General features: G+C 38.3%; 5 protein-coding genes. 4 read left to right on the top strand and 1 reads right to left on the bottom strand.

Annotated features, from left to right (window positions below):
* Positions 1-266: 266 nt before the first annotated feature.
* Positions 267-1337, bottom strand: coding sequence for a cysteine desulfurase family protein (locus PI85_RS23105; RefSeq protein ID WP_051998172.1), 1071 nt, complete (start codon positions 1335-1337; stop codon positions 267-269).
* A 100-nt stretch (positions 1338-1437) separates the two neighbouring features.
* On the opposite strand from PI85_RS23105, the gene nadB reads away from it, so the two are divergent.
* The 4 genes from nadB to PI85_RS23085 all read left to right on the top strand — a co-directional run bounded on the left by nadB (position 1438) and on the right by PI85_RS23085 (position 5488).
* On the top strand, positions 1438-3024 hold the full coding sequence (nadB, locus tag PI85_RS23100) for an L-aspartate oxidase (protein WP_036119828.1): 1587 nt from the start codon (positions 1438-1440) through the stop codon (positions 3022-3024).
* Positions 2981-3841: a carboxylating nicotinate-nucleotide diphosphorylase gene (nadC, locus tag PI85_RS23095; protein ID WP_036119831.1), complete on the top strand. Its 861-nt coding sequence runs from the start codon at positions 2981-2983 to the stop codon at positions 3839-3841. Before nadB ends, nadC begins: the two co-directional genes overlap by 44 nt.
* Entirely contained in the window at positions 3828-4931 is a 1104-nt protein-coding gene (gene nadA / locus PI85_RS23090; protein ID WP_036119834.1) for a quinolinate synthase NadA, read from the top strand. The genes nadC and nadA overlap by 14 nt, the downstream gene beginning before the upstream one ends.
* Before the next feature lie 140 nt (positions 4932-5071).
* On the top strand, positions 5072-5488 hold the full coding sequence (locus PI85_RS23085; RefSeq protein ID WP_008181739.1) for a VOC family protein: 417 nt from the start codon (positions 5072-5074) through the stop codon (positions 5486-5488).
* Positions 5489-5572 lie beyond the last annotated feature (84 nt).

Raw genomic sequence — 5572 nt, 5'->3', positions numbered from 1 at the left:
TTTGCCATCATCACTAGACTGCTTTATTATGTATCTTGTTTTGAAGTTGTTTACCTGTCCTTCAAGACAAGAATTATTGTATAACGTTTTCTCATATTGTGCAATACTTTTTTATAAAAAAAAGAAATTATTACTTTTAAAAGATATTTTTGTTAAGAAAGAGAAAATATTGCCCTGCAAAATATTATAGCAATAGTTGTTTCAAAAGAAAACAATTATTTTTCATCTATATATTTTCAGCTTATGATCTTGCTTAAAACTTGCTACTAAATAGTAGCAAGTTCCATAGTCAATCTATCAATTTCTTTAAATGTTGTTGAATCTCCGAATGATATTCTAAAGAATTGGCGTGCCGCTTCCATTGAATAATTCATAGATAAAATGGCTTTTGTTCCGGATTCGCTATGAATATCACACGCACTTCCTGTTGATATACTGATCCCTGCCTCGTTTAATTTTAATAATACATATTGCCCCTCCACTTTACTCATCATGACACCACAAATATTCGGCAATTGCTGCTTACACTCTATTAGGCGACCTGCTTTTGGTAGACGACTTTTAAAATATCTTCTTAATTCCTCGTAATGCTGTCTTTCATAACTATTATTTTCAACCGCTGCCGCAAAGGAAACAATGGAAGGTGTATCTAAAGTTCCCCCTCTTAATCCTCTTTCATGAGTTACGCCTGGTGTTAGTGCTGGAACACGAATTGCAGGGTTTATATAAACAGCGCCGCAGCCTTTAGGTCCTCCTATTTTATGTGCGGAAATTGTCATAGCGTCTCCCCCTCTTGGTATAGTTAATTTTCCAAAAGATTGTACACAATCTATATGACAGTAAACAGCGGATTCTTTTGCTGCTTCGATTATTTTTTCTACAGGTTGAATAGAACCAATTTCTGAATTTACATGTTGAATGGAAATTAATGCTGTATCTTTTCGAATAGCAAGTAGTAGTTGTTTTGAGTCAATACAACCATCCTTTTGCAACGGTAATTTTGTCACCTCAAAACCCATTTTCTCCAATGTATTTAAAGCTGCATGTACAGACGTATGTTCAGCTTGTGATGAAATAATATGTTTTCCTTTTTTAGAGGCTAATGCTAATGACAAAATGGCCATAATATTTCCTTCCGTTCCGCTTCCAGTAAAGATTACGCCATCACTATTGACGCCAAGTTCATTAGCTATAATCTCTCTTGACTGCTGGATAAAATAATGCGCTTGTCCCCCTAAATCATGGAGACTTGAGCTATTTCCATAATAACGCTGTGCTACCTCTACATATGCTTCAAGCGCCTTCTTCGTCATTGGTGTTGTTGCTGCGTAATCCATGTAGATCATCGTATTCATCCTCTCTCGTTCAACAGGTCTTGTTTTCTTTTTTATTTTATGTAAAGATAGGTGTAAAGACAACTGTAAAGAAGGTATAACTATGGATGTAAAGACAGACGTCCTTATAATTGGTAGTGGTATTGCAGCACTTCAGGCAGCTCTACTGCTCGAAGAACATTTTAAAATACAAATAGTTACAAAATCGTCCGTCCATACGAGCAGCTCCTATCGTGCACAGGGTGGCATTGCCGCCGTGACAAGTGAGGAGGATCATATTGATTGCCATATTGCGGATACATTGAAGGCCGGAGAATTTCATCATGAAAGTAGACATGTTCAAATGCTCATAGAAGAAGGCACAAAAATAATGCGTAACTACCTTCAAGCTGGATTCCCCATTGATCGGCATAGCAATGGAGCCCCTGCTCTAGGTCTGGAGGGAGCACATAGCCATCATCGTATTCTTCATGCAGGTGGTGATCGTACTGGTCAAATTTTCATAGATTACTTGCTTCATAAACTTTCACCTAATACAAAGGTAAATTGCTATGAAATGGCCTATGAACTTTTACTAAATACAAATGGTGACTGTGTAGGTGTACTTACAAAAGGATGCGAAGGCACTAAACGCTACTTTGCCCATCATGTTATTTTAGCGACAGGTGGTGCAGGAGCACTTTATTCAAGTACATCTAATGACCCAACAAATACTGGTGATGGTATTGCTTTAGCATTTCGGGCAGGAGCTGCCATCAGTGATATGGAATTTATGCAGTTTCATCCAAGTCTGCTTTGGTGTGAAAACGAGGCAAAAGGATTGATTTCTGAAGCGGTACGAGGAGCTGGTGGTATTTTTGTCGATGCCCACCGTCGTCCAATTATGAAGGGCATCCATGCACAACTTGACTTAGCGCCAAGACATATTACAGCACTCGCATTATTTAACAAACGGGCGGCTGGTGAGGAAACATTCCTTGATATATCCTCCATCCAAAATTTTGATGTAAAATTCCCATCAATCACACAGCTTTGCCGTAACAACCATATTGACTTACAAGATGGCCTAGTTCCTGTTTCACCAGGTAGTCATTTTTTAATGGGCGGTATTATTGCTGATGATAAAGGCAGAACCACTATAGCCAACTTATATGCTATCGGCGAAGTGGCCTGTACAGGGGTCCACGGAGCTAATCGTTTAGCTAGTAACTCCCTATTAGAAGGAATTACTTTTGGGCACAGAATGGCATATTTCATTATTCAACAAGGCTGTAGCCAAAAAGATTTCTTACTTGCTAGCGATAAAAGTGTCGATTCAATGCCTTCATTATTTAACAAACAACAATTACAGCAACATATGATGAAGTACTTAGGTATCGTTAGAAACGGTGACGATTTGCAATATTCCCTCCAGCAATTACCCTCTATACAAGCACTTCTCCATGCAAATTTAAAGGGTTTGCAACAGACTGAGCTGGAACTATATATGATGCATGTTGTCGCCACATTAATAACCCATGCGGCCATTACAAGAACTGAAACACGTGGAGCCCACATTCGTAGCGATAAACCCGCGATGGAAGCAAAGTGGGCAAACCGATGGATTATTTTTTCTCAAGGACAAATGAAAGTGAGGAATTCATTGTATGAATATCATCAAACTCGAGGAAATGCTCAAACAATTTTTTAATGAGGATATAGGTGATGGGGATTTATCGAGTGAATATATTTTTTCTCCTAAAGAGCAAGGAACTTTTTCATTTTATGCCAAAGAAAGTGGCATTTTTTGTGGCGCACCTATTATTGAGCATGGCTTTCACGTATTAGATCGGTCTATAAAAGTCAACCTTCCTAAAAAAGATGGGGAAGCCGTAGAGGCTGGCGACGTCATTGCCATTATAGATGGGCCCTTACAAAAATTATTAATGGGAGAACGCGTAATTTTAAATCTTATACAACGGATGTCTGCAATAGCTACGGCGGCTCACCTAGCAGTACAGGAAATTGCAGGAACGCACACAAAAATTTGCGATACCCGTAAAACGATTCCTGGCTTGCGTATGCTTGATAAATATGCTGTTCGAATCGGTGGTGCTTTTAACCATCGCAACGGCCTATATGATGCAATCATGCTAAAGGATAATCATATTGCTTTTGCTGGTAGTCTAACAAACGCCATTCAGGCTGCTAGAGAAAAAGTTGGTCATACCGTTAAAATTGAAGTGGAAATAGAAACAAAAAAACAGCTAGATGAAGCCATTTTAGCTGGTGCAGATATTATAATGTTTGATAATCGAAGTCCTGAAGAAATACGTGCATGGCTGCCAGCTGTTCCTTCTTCTATCACGACTGAAGCGTCAGGAGGCATTACTCTTGAAAATATAAGAGCTTATGCTCAAACAGGTATACAGTGGATTTCACTTGGTTCTCTAACCCACTCTGTCAAAGCCTTTGACATTAGCGCCCTTGTACAAATGAAAGGAGGCTATTCCATTGTCCATCACTAGTTTATTACAGCAGACGACGTTACTTCCTGAGCATTATCGGGCATTATCCATAACGGAAATGGAATCTCGTATTTTATCAATCAAAAAAAAATTAGGATCTAAGCTTTTTATTCCGGGACATCACTATCAAAAAGATGAAGTTATCCAATTTGCTGATGCAACGGGAGATTCCTTACAGCTGGCTCAATTATCTGCAGCAAACAAAGAGGCGGAGCACATCGTATTTTGTGGGGTACATTTTATGGCTGAAACTGCTGATATGCTAACATCAAAACAACAACATGTATATTTACCAGATATGCGTGCTGGTTGCTCGATGGCTGACATGGCTGATATTTATCAAACTGAACAAGCATGGCCCATTTTACAGCAGCTCTTTGGTGATACGATCATTCCACTTACCTATGTTAATTCAACAGCCGCTATTAAAGCTTTTACAGGAAGACATGGTGGTGCATGTGTAACATCCTCTAATGCGAAAGAGCTTGTTCAGTGGGCATTTACACAAAAACAGCGTATCTTCTTTTTACCCGACCAACATTTAGGCAGAAATACTGCTTATGACTTAGGTGTTCCACTCGAGAATATGGCCGTTTGGAATCCGCATAAAAATATACTTGAAACTAAACAGCCTCTTGAGAACATCCAAGTTATTCTGTGGAAGGGTCATTGCTCTGTACATGAAGGATTTACAGTTCAACATACAGAGACTGTTCGTAAGGAATATCCAGCCATGAAAATTATTGTTCACCCTGAATGTAGTCGTGAAGTTGTAGATGTGGCTGATGATGCTGGTTCAACTAAGTACATTATCGATACAATTAGTCAAGCACCTAGTGGATCTGCATGGGCAATAGGGACAGAAATGAATCTAGTCAATCGTATTATAAAGCAGCATCCAGATAAACAGATCATCTCTTTAAATGAAAACTTTTGTCCTTGCCTAACGATGAATCGCATTGATCTCCCCCATTTACTATGGTGCTTAGAAAGCATTGAACAAGGTCAACCACATAACCGTATTCAAGTTGATAGCCATACTAGCACTGAAGCTCTTAGTTCTCTGGAAAGAATGTTAGCAAGAAGATAAATTACGATTTTAAAGCAGAGATGTTGTAAAAAACAATATTTCTGCTTTTTATTTGCTCAAAAAATTAAGTATCTGGGTTACCTCCTGAAATTGACACCCATTTATTTTTTATGATAATGTCGATTTGGAGGTGATAAGAAATGTCTTTTCAATCGAAAAATATTTTCATTAATTTACCAGTAAAAAATGTAAACAAATCCACGTCATTTTTTAAGGAGTTAGGTTTTGAGTTCAATCAACAATTCAGTGATGAAACAACTTCCTCAATGATTATTAGTGAAAATATTTTTGCTTTACTAATGGTCGAAGATCGCTTCAAAGGATTTAGTAACAAGGAAATACCGGATACTACTGTTTCTGCTCAAGCAATTTTATGTCTATCTGCAGAAAATCGCGAGCAAGTAGATCAGCTAGTAAATAAGGCACTTGCCTCCGGGGGTAAACCTTATAGTGATCCACAGGATCATGGATTTATGTATGGCTGGGGTTTTCAAGATTTAGATGGGCATATTTGGGAAGTAGTTTATATGGATGAGCATGCAATGAATCAAGAGTAAATCGTTTATCTTACATTAGTTTTCTATAAAAAAACAGTAGACGCAAACGCATCTACTGTTTTTTGTATGACCCGTACGGGATTC

This window comes from Lysinibacillus sp. A1 (assembly GCF_000801965.1).
Classification (GTDB): Bacteria; Bacillota; Bacilli; order Bacillales_A; family Planococcaceae; genus Lysinibacillus; species Lysinibacillus fusiformis.
The sequence above is the reverse complement of the archived record's forward strand: the minus strand, read 5'-3'. Positions and strand labels throughout refer to the sequence as shown.